This is a genomic window from Morganella morganii H1r (assembly GCF_000633515.1).
GTDB classification, from domain to species: domain Bacteria; phylum Pseudomonadota; class Gammaproteobacteria; order Enterobacterales; family Enterobacteriaceae; genus Morganella; species Morganella morganii_B.
This window is the reverse complement of record NZ_AYMP01000018.1, coordinates 163,136-183,370: the sequence shown is the minus strand read 5'-3', so window position 1 is coordinate 183,370 and position 20,235 is coordinate 163,136. Positions and strand designations below refer to the sequence as shown.

Here is a 20,235-nt window from a genome sequence, read left to right as displayed (position 1 = left end):
GTCAGCGGTACAGTCCCTGTGCCAGAATGTAGTTCTGAACGGCGGGAGCCAGCTGATCGCTGCAGTCCTCGCCGTTTTTCAGCCGTTCGCGGATATTGGTGGCAGAAATCGGAAACAGTGGTGTATCAGCCAGGAAAATATAACCGCACGGTCGTTTATGCAGGCTTTCCGGCGTGGTGACCAGATGCTGCACAAACCAGTCGGCCAGCTGTTCGGACGGAAAATCGAGCGAATACCCCGGCCGTTTGCAGACCAGGATATGGCACAGGGTCAGGATCTTGTCCCATTCATGCCAGGTATCAATCGTGAGCAGGGAATCCTGCCCGATAATAAAAGCCAGCGGCCGCCGTGAACCAATTTCTGCCCGGTACTGACGCAGTGTTTCCACGGTATAGGAGAGGGCATCGCGGCGCAGTTCGCGGTCGTCCACCAGGAACAGCGGATCGCCGTTAACAGCCAGTTGTGCCATCATCAGCCGCTGTTGCGCATCCGCTTTCGGTTGCGGACGGTGCGGCGGGACATTGTTCGGCAGTAAAATGACCTGTTCCAGACCGGCTTCCGCCGCCATGGCTTTCACGGTATTGATGTGCGCCTGGTGGATCGGGTCAAATGTGCCGCCGTACAGCGCCAGAATCCGGTTATCCGCGTTGTTCGTCATAGAGGATCTGTCCTGTGTGTGCTTTACCGCTCAGGAGCAGTGTCAGTGTCAGTAAGTCATCACTTACGGATTGTCCGTAATCCTGCTTGAGACGGATTTCAATACGGGTGATCAGCGATATCGCCACCTGCAGGGTATGCGCATCAAGGCGATCCAGTGCATCGGTTATCATACCGCGGCGGTTCTGCCAGATGCGGTGCTTGTCAAACAGGGTACGCAGCGGCTGGTTTCGGCTTTCACGCTGTAATGTCAGTAACTGCATCACTTCCCGCTGGACGGTGCGCAGCAGGATCACCGGCTCGTTATCTTCCGCCAGCAGCTGAGTCAGGATATGACAGGCGCGTTTACTTTTGCCGGCCAGCAGGGCATCCACCCAGTGATACGGGGTAAAGTGTGCCGCATCATTCACCGCTGCTTCCACGCGGGGCAGGGTGAGTTTGCCGTCGGGATAGATCAGCGCCAGCCGGGAGAGTGCCTGTGACAGCGCCAGCAGATTGCCTTCGTAGCAATAGCAGAGCAGGCGGACAGCCTGTTCATCCGGCTGCAGCTGTAACAATGCGGCCCGCGCGGTAACCCATTGCGGCAGGCGGTTCAGATCCGGTGTCATACAGGCGATATACACGCCATCCTGTGCCAGTGCTTTAAACCAGGCACTGTTTTCCTGGGCTTTGGTCAGTTTATGGCCGCGCAGTATCAGCAGCAGATCGGGATGCAACTGCCCGGCCAGCCGGAGAAGCTGTTCGCCCATCGCGGCATTGGGGCCGTTTTCCGGCAGATACAGGGTGAGTGTCTGCCGTCCGGCAAACAGACTGAGTGACCGGCAGACAGAAAAAATCGCATCCCAGTCAGTATGTTGTTCAAGTGAAAAGGTGAAATGCTCGTCAAATCCCTGTTCCTGCGCCGCATGGCGGATAGCATCCCGGGATTCCTGGAGCAGTAACGGTTCGTTCCCCCAGAGGAGGTAACGTTCACGCAGCCCCGAACGGAGCTGCGTGATAAGTTGCTCAGGTGAAACTTTTATCATGCCTTCGGTGCGACAATCTCAGCCGCTTCGGCATTTTCAGCCTGTTTCTGCTGTTCTGACGGCTGGATAATCAGCAGTTTACGAACCAGACGGGCGGCGGCCTGCTCACGCATTTCCTGGCGGATCATATCTTTTTCCGCATCTTTTGCGAGGGCTTCCAGCGGGTTATCGAAGAATGAGCGGTCAACGCGGACGTTGATCGGATAGACCGACCCGTTCGGCATAATGACCTGGGCATTCAGGTAATAAACCAGTTCTTTCTCAGCGGCTTTACCGTCCTGGAAAATAGATACCGTCTCTTCCGAGTCTTCGGAAGAACTGGTGATCTTCAGAACCGGGATGGTGGCATCACCGCTTTCAATAATCTGAACGTTATTCAGCAGCAGTTGCTGGCGGATAGCACGGGTCTGCTCGCCATACGGATCACCGGTGCTGATTTGCAGTTTCTGCAGTTCAGGCGGGATTTGCGTGGTGCCGCGCAGATGAAAGCCGCAGCCTGCGGTGACCAGCACCGCAAGCCCGAGCAACAGCGTAATAATGCGATGTCGCACGATATCTCCTTAATTAACCCACGACCAGGTTCAGTAATTTACCCGGCACATAAATGACTTTGCGAACACTCACGCCTTCGAGGTATTTCGCCACATTCGCTTCCTGCGAGGCCAGCGCCATAACAGCATCCTGCTCCGCATCGGCGGCAACCGTGATACGACCGCGGACTTTACCGTTGATCTGGATAACAATCAGTTTGGTATCGTCAATCATTGCTTCTTCGCTGGCGACCGGCCACTGTGCATCATCCACATCCGTTTCGTGACCCAGCGCTTTCCACAGGGTGAACCCGGCGTGCGGGATAATCGGAGACAGCATACGGATAACCGCATCCAGCGCTTCCTGCATCAGTGCACGATCCTGCTCCGTTTCCTGAGGTGCGCGCTGCAGTTCATTGAGCAGTTCCATAATCGCCGCGATGGCAGTGTTGAATTGCTTACGGCGGCCTGCGTCATCGCTGACTTTGGCAATGGTTTTGTGCAGTGAGCGGCGCAGATCTTTCTGTTCCGGTGTCAGGCTGCTGATATCCAGCGGCGCGGTTTTGCCTTTCTGAACATGCTCATACACCAGACGCCATACACGGCGGATAAAGCGGTTCGCGCCTTCCACGCCGGACTCCTGCCACTCGAGGGTCAGTTCAGGTGGTGCCGCAAACATCATAAACAGACGAACGGTATCCGCGCCGTATTTTTCCACCATAATCTGCGGATCAACGCCGTTGTTCTTCGATTTTGACATTTTGCTCATGCCGGTGTGAACCAGCTCGCGGCCTTCTTTATCTGTTGCCTTGATGATTCGGTTTTTATCATCACGCTCAAGAATGGCCTCTTCCGGAGACACCCACACACGGTGGCCGTCAGTGTCGGTATAATAGAAGGAATCGGCCAGTACCATGCCCTGACACAGCAGGTTTTTCGCCGGCTCATTTGAGTTCACCAGACCGGCATCACGCATCAGTTTGTGGAAGAAGCGGAAATACATCAGGTGCATAATCGCGTGTTCGATACCACCGATATACTGATCGACCGGCAGCCAGTAGTTGGCCGCCGCCGGGTCCAGCATGCCTTTGTCATAGTCCGGGCAGCAGTAACGGGCATAATACCAGGAGGATTCCATAAAGGTATCGAAGGTATCGGTTTCACGCAGTGCAGGCTGACCGTTGATGGTGGTTTTTGCCCACTCCGGATCGGCTTTAATCGGGCTGGTGATACCGTCCATGACCACATCTTCCGGCAGGATAACCGGTAACTGATCTTCCGGAACCGGTACCACGGTGCCGTCTTCCAGGGTTGCCATCGGGATTGGTGCGCCCCAGTAACGCTGACGGGAAACCCCCCAGTCGCGCAGGCGGTAGTTTACTTTGCGCTCACCGACACCGAGTGCCACCAGTTTGTCCGCAATCGCGTTAAAACCGGCGGTGTAATTCAGACCATCAAATTCACCGGAGTTGAACAGGGTGTTTTTGCCGGTCATTGCCGCTTCACTGATATCCGGTGCGTTGCCGTCTTCACCCAGAATGACCGGTTTGATTGATAAACCGTATTTGGTGGCAAATTCCCAGTCGCGCTGATCGTGCGCCGGAACGGCCATCACGGCGCCGGTACCGTATTCCATGAGAACAAAGTTGGCGACCCAGACCGGAACTTTTTCGCCGGTCAGCGGGTGAATGGCAAACATACCGGTTGCCACGCCTTTTTTCTCCATCGTGGCCATTTCAGCTTCGGCCACTTTGGTATTACGGCACTCGTCGATAAAGGTTTTCAGTTCCGGATTGTTCTGCGCAGCCTGCTGTGCCAGCGGATGACCCGCCGCCACCGCCAGATAAGTGACACCCATAAAGGTATCTGGGCGGGTGGTGTAGACACTCAGTTTTTCGGTGCTGTCCGCGACATCAAAGGTGATTTCCACCCCTTCGGAACGGCCGATCCAGTTGCGCTGCATGGTTTTGACCTGCTCCGGCCAGTCTTCCAGCGTATCCAGATCATTGAGGAGTTCTTCGGCGTAAGCGGTGATTTTGATAAACCACTGCGGGATCTCTTTGCGCTCAACCGGGGTGTCACAACGCCAGCAGCAGCCGTCGATAACCTGTTCGTTGGCGAGAACCGTCAGGTCATGCGGACACCAGTTCACGGCGGAAGTCTTCTTATATGCCAGACCTTTTTCATACAGTTTGGTGAAGAACCACTGTTCCCAGCGGTAATATTCCGGCGTACAGGTGGTGACTTCGCGATCCCAGTCGTAGGCGAAACCCAGCTTTTTCAGCTGCTGTTTCATGTATTCGATATTGGCGTAGGTCCACGGTGCTGGAGCGGTGTTATTTTTTACCGCAGCGCCTTCCGCAGGCAGACCGAACGCATCCCAGCCAATCGGCTGTAAGACGTTTTTACCCAGCATGCGCTGGTAACGTGACATCACATCACCCAGGGTGTAGTTACGCACGTGACCCATGTGTAGTCGTCCTGAAGGGTATGGCAGCATAGACAGGCAGTAGTATTTTTCTTTACTGTTATCTTCAGTCACTTTAAATGTTTGTTTTTCCTGCCAGTGACTCTGGACTTGTTGCTCTATGTCTTCGGGACGATATTGTTCTTGCATGGCACCGGTATTCCTGTGGTGATGAACTGCCGGACACGGACTGACAACCAGACCGGGCGGACAGCATGAAAATATTGGGTTTCGTTAATTTCTGACCCGTTAGCATAGCCGATATGCCCCTGAGGGAACAACAGTTAAGGGCGTAAAGGGATGAAAAAAGCAGGGGAATGACAAAGAGAAGAAGAAAGGCCGGTCTGTGACCGGCCGGTCAGAACATCAGTGCAGAATTTTGGCCAGAAAATCTTTGGCACGATCGGATTTCGGGTTGGCAAAGAAATCCTCTTTTTTGCTGTCCTCGACGATTTTGCCTTCATCCATGAAAATCACGCGATCCGCCACTTTACGGGCAAAGCCCATTTCATGGGTGACCACCATCATTGTCATGCCTTCGTGTGCCAGTTCAACCATCACGTCCAGCACTTCGTTGATCATTTCCGGGTCGAGGGCAGATGTCGGCTCATCAAACAGCATGGCGACAGGATCCATACACAGGGCGCGGGCGATAGCCACACGCTGCTGCTGTCCGCCGGACAGCTGGGACGGGAATTTATCCGCATGGACAGACAGCCCGACACGCTCCAGCAGTTTCAGCCCTTTTTCTTTTGCTGCCGCTTTATCGCGCCCCAGCACTTTTACCTGTGCCAGGGTCAGGTTTTCCACAATGGAGAGGTGCGGGAACAGCTCAAAGTGCTGGAAGACCATGCCGACTTTGGAGCGCAGTTTCGCCAGATTGGTGCGTTTGTCATTCACCTGAATATCATTGACGAAAATTTCGCCCTGCTGCACCGGCTCAAGGCCGTTGACGGTTTTTATCAGCGTGGATTTACCGGAGCCGGACGGGCCGCACACCACAACCACTTCCCCTTTTTTGACGTCGGTCGAGCAGTCGGTTAAGACACGGAACTGACCGTACCATTTGGAGATATTTTTCAGGGAGATCATGACACAGTCCTTCTCTTGAGATAATTAACCAGCATTGACGCACCAAAGCTGATAACAAAATATACCGCACCCGCAAACAGCACCATCTCGATTTGTGTTCCGTCACGTTCGCCGATATTGCTGGCGGTGCGGAAGAAATCGGTCAGGCTGAGCACATACACCAGCGAGGTATCCTGGAACAGGACAATTCCCTGGGTCAGCAGCAGCGGGATCATCGCGCGGAATGCCTGCGGCAGCACCACCAGACGCATGGTCTGCATTTTGGTCATCCCGAGGGCGAGTGAGGCGGAAGTTTGTCCCCGTGACACACTCTGAATCCCGGCGCGGATAATTTCAGCATAATACGCAGCTTCAAACAGGGAAAACGCTACCATAGCTGAGATCAGACGGATATCTGTTTTTGGTGATATGCCAAGAACATTTTGGACTAAGTTAGGCACAATCAGATAGAACCACAACAGCACCATCACCAGCGGAACGGAACGGAAAGCATTCACATAGAGAGCAGCCAGCCAGCTCACAATCTTTATGGATGACAGGCGCATCATGGCCAGTATCGTGCCCCACAGGATGCCGACAACAATCGCTGTAACCGTGATTTTCGCCGTAATAACCAGCCCCTGTAACAGGAACGGCATACCCGGCATCACTGAACTCCAGTCAAATTCGTACATCAGTGGCCTCCTGTCCCGGGCAGACGCACCCGTTTTTCCAGTAAATGCATGGCCAGCATAATAATAACGTTGATGCCGACATAGGCGAGGGTGATTGCGGTAAAGGACTCATAAGCTCTGGCAGAGTAATCCAGTAACTTCCCGGCCTGTGCGGCCATATCGACCAGCCCGATAGTGGAGGCAATCGCGGAGTTTTTTACCAGATTGAGCATTTCCGATGTCATCGGCGGAATAATAACGCGGTAGGCATTCGGCAGCAGCACATAGCGGTAAGTCTGCGGCAGTGTCAGCCCCATTGCCAATCCGGCGGCTTTCTGGCCGCGCGGCAGCGACTGAATGGCGGCACGTACCTGTTCGGTCATACGGGCGGCGGTAAACAGCCCCAGACAGAGGGTGGAGGAAATAAAGAACTGGATATTCGGGTCGAGATCCATTTTAAACCAGTCGCGCAGGGACGACGGCAGGAACTCCGGGATCACCAGATACCAGGTGAAGAACTGGACGATCAGCGGCACATTACGGAAAATTTCCACATAAATGGTGCCGAGTGAGGAGAGAAACTTATTCGGTACCGTACGGAGAATACCGAACAGGGATCCCACCAGAAAGGCGATAATCCAGGCACAGATTGACAGCAGCACAGTGACCTTCAGGCCGGACAGGATCCAGCCGAGGTAAGTGGTGTTGCCGAAGGGGGCGGGCTGAAAAAAGATGCCCCAGTCCCAGTTAGCTGACATAGCGCGGCTCCCGGTAAAAGAACGAACTCCCTGTATAAGACGGATAACCAGTGGTTACCGGACAGACAGTGTATTTGCATGCAACGGACTGCGGTTTATCGTCCGCGCCCGCGTCAGTTGTGAACGCGGGTGCGGCGGTCTTAGTTATATCCGCAGTCCGGACGGCGCAGCCGGTCAGGCTGTCAGCCGTCGTGGTGATTATTCAAACGCCTTGTCATTCGGCGCTTTGAACAGCCCTTTCATTTCATCGGATAATTCAAAGTTCAGGTTGAGATTCTTAGGCGGAATCGGTTGTTTGAACCAGCGGGTATAGGATTTTTCAGCCTCACCGGAGGTTTGTGCATCAGAAACAGTTTTATCGATCAGCGCTTTGAACTGCGGATCATCTTTGCGCAGCATACAGCCGTAGGCTTCTTCGGACTGCGGTGTGCCGACAATCACCCAGTTATCCGGCTTTTTCGCTTTGGCGCGCTCACCGGCCAGCAGGGCATCATCCATCATAAAGGCGACCGCACGACCGGACTCCAGAGTGCGGAAGGCATCTCCGTGATCTTTGGCGCTGATAATGCGCATTTTCATCTGCTTCTCATCATTGAGTTTGTTGAGCAGCATTTCAGACGTGGTACCGGATGTCACCACCACGTTTTTCCCGGCGAGATCGGCAAAGTCTTTGATGCCGGAGTCTTTACCGGTCAGCAGACGGGTACCGACCACAAAAATAGTGTTGGAGAAAGCGGCCTGCTGCTGGCGCGCCAGGTTATTGGTAGTGGAGCCGCACTCAAAATCGAATGTGCCGTTCTGTAACAGCGGGATGCGGTTCTGGGAAGTGACCGGGATGAGTTTGACCTGTAAATCCGGTTTATTCAGGGTCTTTTTCACTGCATCAACAATATGGTTGGAGTAATCCTGGGAATATCCGACCACGTTTTGCTGGTTATCATAATAAGAGAAGGGCACGGAGGATTCGCGGTGACCGACAACAATCACGCCGCTGTCATTGATTTTTTTCAGTGTACCGGCCAGTTCTTCAGCAGAAACCGCCGCACTGGCAAGCGCGGCTCCGGTGACCAGGACAGACAAAACTAACTTGCGCATAAACAACTCCTTTTCGGGAAACGGTGTAAGGACGTGTGTTGCTCTTGTGGTTGTGTTGTTAAAAATAGAACATAATTGTTAATTAATGGAAGTTAATTTGTTTTAAATCGGGAGATCCCTCTCACTCTGTCCGATAAAGATGTGCAAATTACACACAGAACGTACGCTCATATTAAATTATGATATTTTTGGTTGGTTTGGTTTTATATGCTGTAATTGTCGTGATTATCAGCCTATTTATGGTTGTTTTTGCTGCCGGGCGGGATGCTGTTACGGCCGAGAAGTGTTATTGCGTCATAATCCGCTGTTGTAACAATCCGGCTGTACGGTGAAAACATCATATTGCGGTTAAATGTGTAAAGTTATGGTTATCCGGTTGTCTGAAATCACAGGCTGTGTAAGATAAGCGGTAACTATCGGGGAGCGGGCTATGCTGAAGCAACGCAGGCAGGGTTATCTGCTGCTGTTTTTCACATTATTCTTTATCCTGTTGTGTCTGACACAACGGGTATCTGGTGCGCCGCGCATCAGTCTGAGCCCGTCTGCGGATTTTACCACGCCGGTGCTGCTCAGTGATGCGGAAACCGGCAGCGCCAATCCCGGCGGTACCTGTGATATCAGTGCCAAATCGCTGAGTACGGTGCCGCAGTTCCCGGCAGAACCTCTCTTTTTTGCCCTTCTTTTCTTCGTCATGACGGCGGTGATTGTTCCTGTCCGTTACCGTTCGCGCTCATGGCGTCAGCATATCCCGCCGATGCGGCTGCGCAGGCATCTCCATTTCTGTGTGATGAGGGATTAGCAACCGGCACGCTTTATATTGTCGGGTTTTTTGCTTAATTCGGAGATGAAAAAATTATGCGTTCTGTATTAACAGCATTTGTGCTGTTTTTGTTCACGCTGACCACGGTGCATGCGGCTGATACCGGCTGGATCGAAATGCCGCACAATGATCACGCCCGTGTCAGAGTCACATCAGATCAGTGGAAAGACGGAAAACTGCGTCTGCTGCTGGCGGTTGAGTTACAACCCGGCTGGAAAACCTACTGGCAGTCACCGGGTGAGGGGGGCGTTGCCCCTGAACTGACATGGCAGGAGACATCCGCTGATACACAGTGGTTCTGGCCCGCACCGCAGCGTTTTGACGTCGCCGGGCTCTCCACTCAGGGCTACGGCGGCAGTGTGGTGTTCCCGCTGGAAGTCACGGCGGCTCCGGCGCTGCAGGCGCTCAGCGGAACACTGACCTTATCCACATGCAGTAATGTCTGTATCCTGACCGATTATCCGGTCTCACTGGATACGTCTGAACCTGCACCGGACGATTTTGATCGGCAGTATGTGATGGCGATGCAGCAGGTTCCGCAGACCGGTGGTGATATCACTGTCGGCGGCAGCCGGATAAACGGCGGGACGCTGACGATGGTACTGCACCGCCCGGGCGGCTGGCAGGATCCGCAGCTGTTTTTTAATGCCGATAAAGACACCATTTTTGCCGCACCGTCATTTACCCTTTCCGGGGATAACCTCACCGCCACCGTTAACGTAACGGATGACTGGGGGGAAGTGCCGTCAGATCTGAACGGAAAACCGCTGTCGGTCGTTGTGACAGACGGCCCGGCAGCGCAGGCGCTCACCACGGTGATCGGCAGCGGGCCGGATATTGCGGCCGCATCCGGCAGTGATACCTCTTTTATCATGCTGTTACTGTTTGCATTGCTGGGCGGGCTGATCCTCAACGTTATGCCGTGTGTTCTGCCGGTGCTGGCGATGAAACTCGGCGCTGTGCTGTATGTGGAAAACCGCGAACGGCGGATGATCCGCACCCAGTTCCTGGTCTCCTCCTCCGGTATTATGGTCTCCTTCTGGATCCTCGCGGCGCTGGTGTCGGTATTACGTCTGACACAAAGTGCGGTCGGCTGGGGTATTCAGTTCCAGAACCCGTGGTTCCTCGGCTTTATGGTGGTGGTAACCTTACTGTTCAGCGCCAATCTGTTCGGTGTTTTTTCTATCCGTCTGAGCAGTAATGCAACCACAAAACTGGCGACAGCGGGCGGCAAAGGGATGCGCGGCCACTTTATGGAAGGTATGTTTGCCACGCTGCTGGCGACCCCCTGCACCGCGCCGTTCCTCGGTACTGCCGTTGCGTTTGCGCTGGTGGCTCCGTATTCACAGCTGTGGATGATCTTTACCGCACTGGGATTGGGGATGAGTCTGCCGTGGCTGCTGATCGCCGCATTTCCGGGAATTGCCAGAGCCCTGCCGAAACCGGGCCGCTGGATGAACGGTCTGCGTCTGGTGCTGGGTGCCATGATGTTTATTACAGCACTGTGGCTGATCAGCCTGCTGATCCCGCACACCGGGCCGGAAACCGCTGCGGTGATGGTGGGGGTCGTGCTGCTGGTACTTGCGCTGCTGGCTTTCCGCCGTACCGGTATTAAGCGCGGAACGGCGGCGCTGGTGGCACTGCTGGTGGCCGGTGGTGTCTGGGCCGGTATCAATATGACGGATGACCGGCAGCAGAGCCTGGTCCGTGATCAGGTGGACTGGCAGCCGCTGACGGAAGAGGCGGTGACTACCGCGCTTTCTCAGGGGAAACGGGTTTTTGTGGATGTGACCGCCGAATGGTGCGTAACCTGCAAAGCAAACAAATACAATGTATTATTACGGGATGATGTTCAGGACGCACTCCGTGAACCGGATGTTGTCGCACTGCGCGGGGACTGGACCAAACCGTCACCGGATATTAATGCGTTTTTACAGAAACGCGGGCATCTGGCAGTACCGTTTAATCAGATTTACGGCCCCGCTTTACCTGATGGTGAAATCTTGTCACCATTGCTGGATAAAGAAACACTCTTACATCTGTTAAATCAGTCACAAGGAATTGAACCATGAAAAAAACACTCGCGGCTTTAATGATTGCTCCGCTTATCTTTACAGCCACAGCTCACGCGGCCGCTTTTACCGCTGACCAGGAAGCGCAGGTGCGTGAATTGGTTCGTGACACGCTGGTCAAAAACCCTGAAATTCTGGAAGAAGCGATTGCGGCACTTCAGCAAAAACAGACCGAAAAACAGACTGCACAGATGAAAGATGCCGTTAAGGCGAATGCTGACGCGTTGTTTAATGATAAGTACACGCCGCGTATCGGTTCAAAATCACCGAAGCTGACCATTGTATCTTTCACCGATTATAACTGTCCGTACTGCAAACGTTTTGATCCGCAGCTGGAAGCGATGGTGAAAAAATACCCTGACGTGGCGGTAGTCTTCAAACTGCTGCCGTTCAAAGGGGAAAGTTCCCTGAATGCCAGCCGCGCCGCTCTCTCTGTGTGGGAAAGCAAGCCGGAAGCATTCGCACCGCTGCATAACCGCCTGATGCAGAAAAAAACTGCACTGACTCAGGATGATATCAACAGTGCACTGAAAACCGCGAAAGCGGGTGATGTGAAAGTCACTGATAACAGTATGAATACCATGCGTATGAACATGATGCTGGCGGAACAATTAGGTGTTCAGGGAACCCCTGCGACCCTGATTGGTGACGTGATGCTGCCGGGTGCCGTGGATGAAGCACAGCTGGATGCCATTATTAAGGAACAGCTGGCTAAGGTTAAATAATGCGGTTACTGCGCAGATGGGGAAAGGAATTTTTCCTGCTGCTGGTGATTTTATTTATTGCGTCACAGGCGATGGACTACTGGCGCAAACCGCAGGCACCGGATTTAAATACGGTGCCTTCACTGACACTGACAGACGGCACACCGGTGTCCATTGCGCAGATGAGTGCGGAAAAACCGTTACTGGTCTATTTTTGGGCATCCTGGTGCGGGATCTGCAAACTGACCTCACCGTCAGTCAGCGAACTGTCTGAGTCCGGCTATAATGTGGTGACAGTTGCTATCCGCTCCGGTGACGATGACCGGCTGGCGAAAGGGATGGCAGTAAAAGATTACTATTTTCCGGTGATTAATGATCCGGATGGCCGTATCTCTCAGCTCTGGGGTGTGAATGTCACGCCGACCTTTGTGATTTATCACAAAGGGGAGATAGTCAGTTATACCAGCGGCTGGACCAGCCGGTTGGGTATGATGGCCAGGCTGTGGCTGGCAAAATAATCAGTCTGAAAATAAAAATCCCGCCGTGAGCAATCACGGCGGGATTTTTTTATCTGCGGAATATTTTTGTATCAGCGAAAATGCAGGCCGCGTTCTGTGCTCTTTCTGCGTTTTATCAGAGCAAGACCCAGGAAGATAACGGTGGCACCCCAGACCGGCCAGGTGCCCATACGGTAATACGGCGTGAAGCCTGACGCTGAGGTCACCGTGGCACTCAGGGTGGCCTGTGTGAACTGCGGCAGCTGAGCAGTGACAGAGCCGTCCGGCGCAACAATGGCGGTAATACCGTTATTGGTGGCGCGCAGCAGCGGACGTCCCAGCTCCAGCGCACGCATCCGTGCCATCTGGAAATGCTGCCACGGGCCGATGGAGCGGCCGAACCAGGCATCATTGGAGGCGGTCAGCAGCACACCGGTTTTATCGGTCATATTGCGGCGCACCTGTTCCCCGAGGATCACTTCATAGCAAATTTCGGCGGTCAGTGTCATTTTTCCGGCGGTCAGCGGCGGCTGGATATAACCCCCGCGGCTGAAAGCGGACATCGGCAGGTTAAAGAACGGCGCCAGCGGACGCAGTAAATCTTCCAGCGGCACAAACTCCCCGAACGGTACTAAGTGATGTTTGTAATAGCGGTTTGTATCCCGGCTGTCGTATTCACTTTTATTACCCAGCACAATCAGGGTGTTGTAAACATCGTACTCTTTGCCGTCCGCTTTCGGGACCGCATCCACCACACCGGTGATCAGCTGAGCGCCGCTGAGTGTCAGCAGGCCGTTGAGCTGATCCAGGAACGCAGACTGACTGGCGGCAAAATCCGGAATAGCGGATTCCGGCCAGATAATCAGGGTATCAGGGCGGAAGTACGGGCGGCTTTCTTTGAGATAGATACCCAGCGTTTTATCCAGCATACCCTGTTCCCATTTCAGGGACTGGGCGATATTTCCCTGTACCAGCGCGACCTGGGTCGGGTCGTTGTTCATCTGATACCACTGGTAGTTGCGGGCGAGCCACGGCGCAAACAGCAGCACCAGTGCCGGGAGCAGCGGGCGGATACGGCGCTGAGAGAGTGAAAGGGCGATCAGCCCGCTTATCACCATCAGCAGGAAGGTGATAGCATTGACACCCAGGATTGGCGCCAGTGCGCGCATCGGGCCGTCAATCTGGGTATAGCCGAATTCCAGCCACGGGAAGCCGGTCAGCACCCAGCCGCGTAAAAATTCAGTGAGCTGCCAGAGTGCCGGGGCGGCAATCACCAGACGCCAGACAGTGGCGTGCGGGAAGCATTTCGCCAGCAGACCGGCAAACAGCATCGGATAGAGCGCCAGATAGGCGGCCAGCAGGACAACAAGGAACAGGTTGGCGATTTCCGGCATACCGCCGAAATCCGCGATACTGACATACACCCAGTTTACGCCGCTGCCGAATAAGCCCAGCCCCCAGGCGAAACCGATAGCACAAGCCTGTTTGCCTGTCCGGTTGAGGGTCAGCAGCAGCAGAGCGGCCAGTGCGGGCAGCGAGAAATACCAGAGATCAAAAGGCGAAAAGGCCAGCGTTCCGCCGGCCCCGAAAATCAGTGCCAGCAGCAGACGCGGCCACTGGCGTAAACCATGAGGTGATTTTATCATGTCAGATTATCTTCATCTAAAGACGGGATTGGAGCATCGTCCGGAATCTTAACATGTAACTGGATAATTTTACGACTGTCCGCCATCGCAACTTTGAACTGATAGTTGTCAATCTCAATGGTTTCCCCCCGGGTCGGCAGATGCCCGAAAGCCTGCATCACCAGCCCGCCGACGGTATCCACTTCTTCATCACTGAAACGGGTGCCGAATGCATCGTTAAAATCTTCTATCTGAGTGAGGGCGCGGACAGAATAGGAGTGCAGACTGAGCTGACGGATATCCACGTCATCCTCATCATCGTATTCATCCTCAATTTCGCCGACAATTAACTCCAGAATGTCTTCGATAGTGACAAGTCCGGAGACGCCGCCGAATTCATCGATCACAATCGCCATATGATAGCGCTGGGAGCGGAACTCCTTAAGCAGACGGTCAACACGCTTACTTTCCGGCACAACAACCGCCTGGCGCAGGACTTTATCAATACTGAACTCTTCGGAATCACTGCGCATAAACGGCAGCAGATCTTTTGCCATCAGCAGGCCTTCAATGTGATCTTTGTCTTCGCTGATCACCGGAAAGCGGGAGTGGGCAGAGTCAATAATGACATCCAGGCACTCGTCGAGTGTCTGATTGCGCTTGAGAGTCACAATTTGTGAACGCGGGATCATGATATCGCGGACACGCTGATCAGAAATATCCATCACCCCTTCGAGCATGTCGCGGGTGTCAGGATCGATCAGTGCATTTTGTTCGGAATCACGGATGACCTCAACGAGGTCTTCACGGCTTTTTGGCTCGCCGTGGAACAGTTGCTGGCGCAGCAGAGAAAAGAAACCCTTTTTCTGGTTCGGTGTATCACTACCCGATGGATGGTCGTCGCTCATGGCGGTTTTTTTATATTCCCCGATTTAATGAAAGATGCCGTATTATGTAGCATAAAAACGGCATCGCTGACTACGCTTTTTCTGTGATATACGGATCAGAATAGCCTAATTTTTTTAAGATTTCCGTTTCCAGGCCTTCCATCTCTTCTGCTTCGTCGTCTTCGATGTGGTCATAACCCAGCAGATGCAGGCAGCCGTGAACGACCATATGTGCCCAGTGTTCTTCTTCGGTTTTTTCCTGTTCAGCGGCTTCGCGCTCCACCACCTGGCGGCAGATAATCAGATCACCCAGCAGCGGCAGTTCAATTTCCGGCGGCGCTTCAAACGGGAAGGAGAGGACGTTGGTTGGTTTATCCATGCCGCGGTAAGTCAGGTTCAGCTCATGGCTTTCTGCTTCATCCACCAGGCGGATGGTCACTTCACTCTCTTCCTGAAACATCGGCAGCACGCCGTCAATCCAGCGCTGAAACTGTGCCTCAGAAGGCAGATTGTCTGTATTTTCACAGACGATTTGTAAATCAAGAACCGGATTACTCATGGGATTGTTCCTGCTGCGCCTGCGCACGTTCGGCATCGCGCTGCTGTTTCAGTATCTGTTTGCGTTTCTGTTCTGCGGCTTCCCACGCTTCATAGGCAATAACCACTTTTGCCACGATAGGATGCCGTACCACGTCTTCACTGCGGAAGAAGTTAAAGCTCAGTTCCGGCACATCCGCCAGCACTTCAATGGCGTGGCGCAGGCCTGACTTATTGCCGTTCGGCAGGTCAATCTGGGTGATATCCCCGGTGATAACCGCTTTGGAGTTAAAGCCGATACGGGTCAGGAACATTTTCATCTGTTCGATGGTGGTGTTCTGGCTCTCATCGAGAATAATAAAGGCATCGTTCAGCGTCCGCCCGCGCATATAGGCCAGCGGCGCGACTTCAATTACGTTGCGCTCAATCAGCTTTTCCACTTTCTCAAAGCCGAGCATTTCAAACAGCGCGTCATACAGCGGGCGCAGATACGGATCCACTTTCTGACTGAGATCGCCGGGCAGGAAGCCGAGTTTCTCACCGGCCTCAACGGCAGGGCGGGTCAGCAGGATGCGGCGGATTTCCTGACGCTCCAGGGCATCCACGGCGGCAGCGACCGCCAGATAGGTTTTCCCGGTCCCGGCAGGGCCGATACCGAAGGTGATATCGTGGTCGAGAATGTGGGCGATATACTGTGCCTGGTTCGGCGTGCGCGGTTTCACCACACCGCGTTTGGTTTTGATATTGACCGATTTGCCGTAGTCCGGCACATGCTCGTCACTCTGTTCCAGTACACGGCTTTCGGCTACAGCGAGGTGAACCTGCTCGGGGTCAATATCGCGGATAACCCCGCGTACCGGGGCGGTTTCCACATAGAGCTGACGCAGGATCGCCGCAGCGGCTTTGACACAGTGCGGTTTGCCGGTCAGCCGGAAGCGGTTGTCGCGGCGGCTGATTTCGGTGCCGAGGCGGCGCTCAAGCAGTTTGATGTTATCATCGAAGGGACCGCAGAGGCTTTGCAGACGCTGATTTTCGGCGGGTTCGAGGAAAATTTCCTGTGTTGCTACCTGTGAAGGTGATGTATAGGTCTCTGTCACTGAATCTCTCTGTGTATTCTCACGCGCAGGTTATTCTGCGCGTGATCGTTAGTTAGTGTACGGTTGGCTGGTAGATGCCGACACCCAGTTCGTCTTCTTTACGGGTGCGGGCAATCACGGATGCCGGAGTTTCATGAACACGCAGGTTCATCTGATCTTCTGTCCGGATCACGCGACCGCGCAGTGAGTTGGTGTAGACATCGGTAATTTCGGCATCCACAAATTTGCCGATCATGTCCGGGGTGCCCTCAAAGTTCACCACGCGGTTATTTTCGGTGCGTCCGGATAACTCCATAACGTCTTTGCGGGACGGGCCCTCTACCAGGATGCGCTGAGTGGTGCCGAGCATCTGACGGCTGTAGCTCATTGCCTGCTGGTTAATCCGCTGCTGTAACAGGTACAGACGCTGTTTTTTCTCTTCTTCGGTCACGTCATCCGGCAGATCAGCCGCCGGGGTGCCCGGACGCGGAGAATAGATGAAACTGAAGCTCATATCGAAATTCACGTCGGCAATCAGCTGCATGGTTTTTTCAAAGTCGTCATTGGTTTCACCCGGGAAGCCGACGATAAAGTCAGAGCTTATCAGGATATCCGGACGTGCTTTGCGCAGTTTGCGGATGATGGATTTGTATTCCAGCGCGGTATGGGCGCGTTTCATCTGGGTCAGAATACGGTCTGATCCGCTCTGTACCGGCAGGTGCAGGAAGCTGACCAGTTCCGGGGTATCTTCATAAACGGCGATAATATCATCCGTGAATTCAATCGGATGGCTGGTGGTAAAGCGGATGCGGTCGATACCGTCAATCGCGGCTACCAGGCGGATCAGTTCGGCAAAACTGCAGATACTGCCGTCAAATGCCGGGCCGCGGTAAGCATTGACATTCTGACCCAGCAGATTTACCTCACGCACGCCCTGAGCGGCTAACTGTGCGATTTCAAACAGCACATCATCACACGGACGGCTGACTTCCTCACCACGGGTGTAAGGCACCACGCAGAAGGTACAGTATTTATTACAGCCTTCCATGATAGAAACAAAAGCGGACGGGCCTTCGGCACGCGGTTCCGGCAGGCGGTCAAATTTTTCGATTTCCGGGAAGCTGATGTCCACAATCGGGCTGCGGTCGCCCCGGAGTTTGTTGATCATCTCCGGCAGGCGGTGCAGTGTCTGCGGGCCAAAGACAATGTCCACGGCCGGGGCGCGGCGGCGGATAAAATCCCCTTCCTGGGAGGCCACACAGCCCCCGACACCAATAATAATGTCCGGATTCACATCCTTGAGGTTTTTCCAGCGGCCGAGCTGGTGAAACACTTTTTCCTGCGCTTTTTCACGGATAGAACAGGTATTAAGCAGGAGAATATCGGCTTCATCGGCATTGTCTGTTAAAGTGTAGCCGTGGGTGCTTTCCAGCAGGTCAGCCATTTTGGATGAATCGTACTCATTCATCTGACAGCCCCAGGTTTTTATGTACAGTTTTTTACTCGTCGACATTTTCTCAATCCGCTGTTTTCAGTGAAACAATACCCGCAACACTGAAAAGCATTGTGTGTATTCAATCAGGTTTGATGTAATCAATGGTCGATATTGTAGTCATTTGACACTCCGGTGACCAGACCCGGCAGCACGGATCTTCACCTTCCCCGGTGAATTTACGGCAATTGAACAAAAAATCAACGTATTAGAATAGGTATGTCATGGATAACCCGTTAGCACATTCTGAAGTCACCGTTATCGGCGGGGGAATGATTGGTGCCGCCACAGCACTGGGACTGGCTCAGGCCGGTTTTCGCGTCACAGTGGCTGAATTACAGGCACCGGCACCGTTCGATGCTCAGAGCCGCCCTGACGTGCGGATTTCAGCCATCAGCCGCGCGTCTGCTGAGTTACTGGAGAGTCTCGGCGTATGGGAGCGTGTGCGTGCCATGCGTTGTGTACCGTACCGCATCCTGGAAACCTATGAGGAACCGGGGTCGGAAGTGACCTTTACCGCAGAGAGCCTCGGATTACCTGAGCTGGGGTATATGGTGGAGAACCCGGTCCTGCAGCGGGCATTGTGGGAGATGATCACCGCTCATGAGCTGATCACCTGTCTGTGCCCGGTACGGTTACAGAGTATGACAAAGCAATCCGGTGAATGGTTACTGACGTTTGATAACGGTGGTGTTATGACCACCCGGCTGGTGATCGGTGCGGACGGCGCGAAATCACAGGTCAGAACGCTTGCCGGTATCGGCAGCCGCGGCTGGCAGTATCGTCAGTCCTGCATGCTGATCAGCGTGGATACCGGACGTGAGCAGCAGGATATCACCTGGCAGCAGTTTTTCCCGTCCGGCCCGCGTGCGTTTCTGCCGTTGTTTGATTCTTACGCCTCGCTGGTCTGGTATGACTCACCGGCGCGGATACGACAGCTCAGTAAACTGCCGCTGCAGCAACTGCAGGCAGAAATCCGCGCATCATTCCCTGAACGCCTCGGGGACGTGACTCCGCTGGCCTGCGGCTCTTTTCCGCTGGTGCGTCACCATGCCGCCCGTTATGTACAGGACGGGCTGGTGCTGATCGGTGATGCGGCGCATACCATCAATCCGCTGGCCGGGCAGGGAGTAAATCTCGGTTACCGTGATGCGGATACCCTGCTGAATACCCTGATCGCTGCGCGTGAGTGTTGTGAGGACTGGGGCAGTGAATCCGTACTCAGACGCTATGAGCGCCGCCGTCGTCCGGATAATCTGCTGATGCAGGCCGGGATGGATGCCTTTTATCTGACGTTCAGCAATACCCTGCCGGGATTACAGCCGTTGCGTAATCTGGCACTGACGGTGGCACAACGTGCAACTCCGCTGAAAAAACTGGCGCTGAAATATGCACTGGGGGTATAACCCGTTGGTTTTCCGTCCGGTCAGGTAACAGCGGACAGCGGGTAAAAGAAACGAAAAGCGTAAAGCGCCATGGATGGCGCGAATCGAGCGGACAGGGATGTGTTTACAGCGTCTTTTCGTTTTTACCCGCTGGCAGCAGAAGCACGAAATAACAGAATAAGGGTTTTATCCGGATTCACAAAAGCAAAAAGCCCGTCAGAGACGGGCTTTCAGAATTTGGCTGGGGTACCAGGATTCGAACCTGGGAATGCTGGAATCAGAATCCAGTGCCTTACCGCTTGGCGATACCCCAAAATAGACTTGCTGCAAAAGATGGTGGCTACGACGGGATTCGAACCTGTGACCCCAACATTATGAGTGTTGTGCTCTAACCAACTGAGCTACGTAGCCATCTTTTACTGCTTTAACAAAGCCGTTTTTCAGAATATGGCTGGGGTACCTGGATTCGAACCAGGGCATGCCAGGATCAAAACCTGGTGCCTTACCGCTTGGCGATACCCCACCTGAAAAACGACGCCTATCATACTTCATTTTTCCACTGAGTGGAAGATGGCTGGGGTACCAGGATTCGAACCTGGGAATGCCAGGATCAAAACCTGGTGCCTTACCGCTTGGCGATACCCCATCCGGAAATACAATAAGCAACAACGAATGTCACGAGAAATGGTGCGGGAGGCGAGACTTGAACTCGCACACCTTGCGGCGCCAGAACCTAAATCTGGTGCGTCTACCAATTTCGCCACTCCCGCAAAAAAGATGGTGGCTACGACGGGATTCGAACCTGTGACCCCAACATTATGAGTGTTGTGCTCTAACCAACTGAGCTACGTAGCCATCTTTTT

Annotated in this window: 18 protein-coding genes and 6 tRNA genes; 5 read left to right on the top strand and 19 right to left on the bottom strand. The window is 53.9% G+C overall.

Annotated elements, in window-relative coordinates:
• Position 1 precedes the first annotated feature (1 nt).
• The 8 genes from nadD to U868_RS0112110 form a co-directional block, all read right to left on the bottom strand.
• The gene (nadD, locus tag U868_RS0112145) at positions 2-658 is read right to left on the bottom strand and encodes a nicotinate-nucleotide adenylyltransferase (protein ID WP_025153528.1); all 657 of its coding nucleotides are present in this window, start codon (positions 656-658) and stop codon (positions 2-4) included.
• Positions 639-1,682 carry a DNA polymerase III subunit delta gene (holA, locus tag U868_RS0112140; RefSeq protein ID WP_025153527.1) on the bottom strand — a complete coding sequence of 348 codons (1,044 nt, stop codon included), beginning with the start codon at positions 1,680-1,682 and terminating at the stop codon, positions 639-641. The genes nadD and holA overlap by 20 nt, the downstream gene beginning before the upstream one ends.
• Positions 1,679-2,233, bottom strand: a complete 555-nt coding sequence (gene lptE / locus U868_RS0112135; RefSeq protein WP_025153526.1) for an LPS assembly lipoprotein LptE — start codon at positions 2,231-2,233, stop codon at positions 1,679-1,681. Before lptE ends, holA begins: the two co-directional genes overlap by 4 nt.
• A gap of 13 nt (positions 2,234-2,246) precedes the next feature.
• Positions 2,247-4,829 (bottom strand): leucine--tRNA ligase, encoded by a 2,583-nt coding sequence (leuS, locus tag U868_RS0112130; RefSeq protein ID WP_025153525.1) that lies wholly within the window; start codon positions 4,827-4,829, stop codon positions 2,247-2,249.
• A 216-nt stretch (positions 4,830-5,045) separates the two neighbouring features.
• A complete protein-coding gene (locus tag U868_RS0112125) occupies positions 5,046-5,771 on the bottom strand; it encodes an amino acid ABC transporter ATP-binding protein (RefSeq protein ID WP_025153524.1) in 726 nt (241 codons plus the stop codon).
• Positions 5,768-6,445, bottom strand: coding sequence for a glutamate/aspartate ABC transporter permease GltK (gltK, locus tag U868_RS0112120; RefSeq protein ID WP_025153523.1), 678 nt, complete (start codon positions 6,443-6,445; stop codon positions 5,768-5,770). Before gltK ends, U868_RS0112125 begins: the two co-directional genes overlap by 4 nt.
• Positions 6,445-7,182, bottom strand: a complete 738-nt coding sequence (locus tag U868_RS0112115; RefSeq protein ID WP_004235603.1) for an amino acid ABC transporter permease — start codon at positions 7,180-7,182, stop codon at positions 6,445-6,447. The genes gltK and U868_RS0112115 overlap by 1 nt, the downstream gene beginning before the upstream one ends.
• A 198-nt stretch (positions 7,183-7,380) precedes the next feature.
• Entirely contained in the window at positions 7,381-8,283 is a 903-nt protein-coding gene (locus U868_RS0112110; RefSeq protein ID WP_024474175.1) for a glutamate/aspartate ABC transporter substrate-binding protein, read from the bottom strand.
• Between the two features lie 424 nt (positions 8,284-8,707).
• Here U868_RS0112110 and U868_RS0112100 point away from each other — a divergent pair, with 424 nt between their 5' ends.
• From U868_RS0112100 to U868_RS0112085, 4 genes are read left to right on the top strand one after another with little or no spacing between them, the layout of a single operon-like run.
• Positions 8,708-9,076 carry a hypothetical protein gene (locus U868_RS0112100; RefSeq protein WP_025153522.1) on the top strand — a complete coding sequence of 123 codons (369 nt, stop codon included), beginning with the start codon at positions 8,708-8,710 and terminating at the stop codon, positions 9,074-9,076.
• Positions 9,077-9,132: 56 nt separating this feature from the next.
• Positions 9,133-11,169: a protein-disulfide reductase DsbD domain-containing protein gene (locus U868_RS0112095; protein ID WP_025153521.1), complete on the top strand. Its 2,037-nt coding sequence runs from the start codon at positions 9,133-9,135 to the stop codon at positions 11,167-11,169.
• On the top strand, positions 11,166-11,894 hold the full coding sequence (locus tag U868_RS0112090) for a DsbA family protein (protein ID WP_025153520.1): 729 nt from the start codon (positions 11,166-11,168) through the stop codon (positions 11,892-11,894). Before U868_RS0112095 ends, U868_RS0112090 begins: the two co-directional genes overlap by 4 nt.
• Positions 11,894-12,391: a protein disulfide oxidoreductase gene (locus U868_RS0112085; protein ID WP_025153519.1), complete on the top strand. Its 498-nt coding sequence runs from the start codon at positions 11,894-11,896 to the stop codon at positions 12,389-12,391. The genes U868_RS0112090 and U868_RS0112085 overlap by 1 nt, the downstream gene beginning before the upstream one ends.
• A 71-nt stretch (positions 12,392-12,462) precedes the next feature.
• On the opposite strand, the gene lnt is transcribed toward U868_RS0112085, so the two are convergent.
• The 5 genes from lnt to miaB all read right to left on the bottom strand — a co-directional run bounded on the left by lnt (position 12,463) and on the right by miaB (position 18,008).
• Positions 12,463-14,016 (bottom strand): apolipoprotein N-acyltransferase, encoded by a 1,554-nt coding sequence (lnt, locus tag U868_RS0112080; RefSeq protein WP_025153518.1) that lies wholly within the window; start codon positions 14,014-14,016, stop codon positions 12,463-12,465.
• On the bottom strand, positions 14,013-14,903 hold the full coding sequence (gene corC / locus U868_RS0112075; protein WP_004235612.1) for a CNNM family magnesium/cobalt transport protein CorC: 891 nt from the start codon (positions 14,901-14,903) through the stop codon (positions 14,013-14,015). The genes lnt and corC overlap by 4 nt, the downstream gene beginning before the upstream one ends.
• A gap of 70 nt (positions 14,904-14,973) precedes the next feature.
• On the bottom strand, positions 14,974-15,441 hold the full coding sequence (ybeY, locus tag U868_RS0112070; protein ID WP_025153517.1) for an rRNA maturation RNase YbeY: 468 nt from the start codon (positions 15,439-15,441) through the stop codon (positions 14,974-14,976).
• Entirely contained in the window at positions 15,434-16,516 is a 1,083-nt protein-coding gene (locus U868_RS0112065) for a PhoH family protein (RefSeq protein WP_025153516.1), read from the bottom strand. The genes ybeY and U868_RS0112065 overlap by 8 nt, the downstream gene beginning before the upstream one ends.
• A 52-nt stretch (positions 16,517-16,568) precedes the next feature.
• Entirely contained in the window at positions 16,569-18,008 is a 1,440-nt protein-coding gene (miaB, locus tag U868_RS0112060) for a tRNA (N6-isopentenyl adenosine(37)-C2)-methylthiotransferase MiaB (RefSeq protein ID WP_025153515.1), read from the bottom strand.
• Positions 18,009-18,211: 203 nt separating this feature from the next.
• Between miaB and ubiF the strand changes: the two genes are divergently transcribed.
• Complete coding sequence (gene ubiF, locus U868_RS0112055; protein WP_025153514.1) at positions 18,212-19,393, top strand: 3-demethoxyubiquinol 3-hydroxylase; 1,182 nt, start codon at positions 18,212-18,214, stop codon at positions 19,391-19,393.
• Between the two features lie 217 nt (positions 19,394-19,610).
• On the opposite strand, the gene U868_RS0112050 is transcribed toward ubiF, so the two are convergent.
• The 6 genes from U868_RS0112050 to U868_RS0112025 form a co-directional block, all read right to left on the bottom strand.
• Positions 19,611-19,685 (bottom strand) — tRNA-Gln (locus U868_RS0112050).
• Between the two features lie 21 nt (positions 19,686-19,706).
• Positions 19,707-19,783 (bottom strand) — tRNA-Met (locus tag U868_RS0112045).
• Positions 19,784-19,820: 37 nt separating this feature from the next.
• A tRNA-Gln gene (locus U868_RS0112040) sits at positions 19,821-19,895 on the bottom strand.
• A 48-nt stretch (positions 19,896-19,943) separates the two neighbouring features.
• Positions 19,944-20,018: transfer RNA gene (locus U868_RS0112035), tRNA-Gln, on the bottom strand.
• Between the two features lie 39 nt (positions 20,019-20,057).
• Positions 20,058-20,142: transfer RNA gene (locus tag U868_RS0112030), tRNA-Leu, on the bottom strand.
• Between the two features lie 8 nt (positions 20,143-20,150).
• Positions 20,151-20,227, bottom strand: a tRNA-Met gene (locus U868_RS0112025).
• Between the last annotated feature and the right edge of the window lie 8 nt (positions 20,228-20,235).